We start from the raw sequence: 893 nt of genomic DNA on the forward strand, positions 1-893 counted from the left end.
CGCGTGAACACCATCAGCATCGACGGTGTCACCACCAGAGTCAGCAAGGTGGCGAAGGACAGGCCGAAGACGATCGCCGAGGACAGTGAAATCCACCATTGCGTCGACGGCGCGTTGATCGTCGTCTCGTGATGGAAGATTTCGAGACCGAGGCCGAAAGCGATCGGCAGCACGCCGAGGATCGCCGACACCGCCGTCAGCACCACCGGGCGGGCACGTTCGCGGCAAGTCTGCAGCACGGCGTCCATCTTGTCCCAGCCCTCTTCGCGCAGCCGGTCGTAGGTGTCGATCAGCACGATGTTGTTGTTCACCACCACGCCGGCCAGCGCGATGACGCCGATGCCCGACATGACGATGCCGAACGCCTCTCCAGTCAACAGCAATCCCAGGAACACGCCGACGGTCGCCATGACCACGCAGGACAGCACCAGCCAGACGCTGGTGAACTTATTGAACTGCATCAGAAGCACCAGGAAGATCAGGAAGATCGCCGCGCCAAAGGCCTTGCTGAGGAAAGCGCTGGCCTCGGCGCTGTCCTCGTTCGAGCCGGCAAGCTTCCAGCGTATGCCGCTGCCGAGATCCACTTCGGCGACAGCCTGGCTGACCTGCTGCTGGACAGAAGCGACCTGCTCGCCGGCGGCGACATTGGCCTGGACGACCACGGTGCGCGCGCCGTCGATGCGGTTGAGGATGCCGACGGTCGGCTCGGGCTTGCGCACGACGAAATTCGAGATCGGCACCGACCCTTGCGACGTCTGCACCCTGAGGTCGTCGAGGGTCGACAGCGTGCGCCGGTCCTCGGGCAGACGCAGCCTGATGTCGACGGCGTCGTCCGCACCGGCCGGCCGGTATTCGCTGAGCTTCAGCCCGTTCGTCACCAGTTGCACCACCGT

1 protein-coding gene is annotated in these 893 nt (G+C 64.5%); it reads right to left on the minus strand.

Translation table 11 applies throughout. The annotated features are described in order from the left end of the window. Positions 1-893: efflux RND transporter permease subunit (locus AC0L3H_RS32945; RefSeq protein WP_473588246.1), on the minus strand; the 893-nt coding region annotated here is incomplete at both ends.

The sequence above is a fragment of the Mesorhizobium sp. WSM4816 genome, from assembly GCF_055811535.1.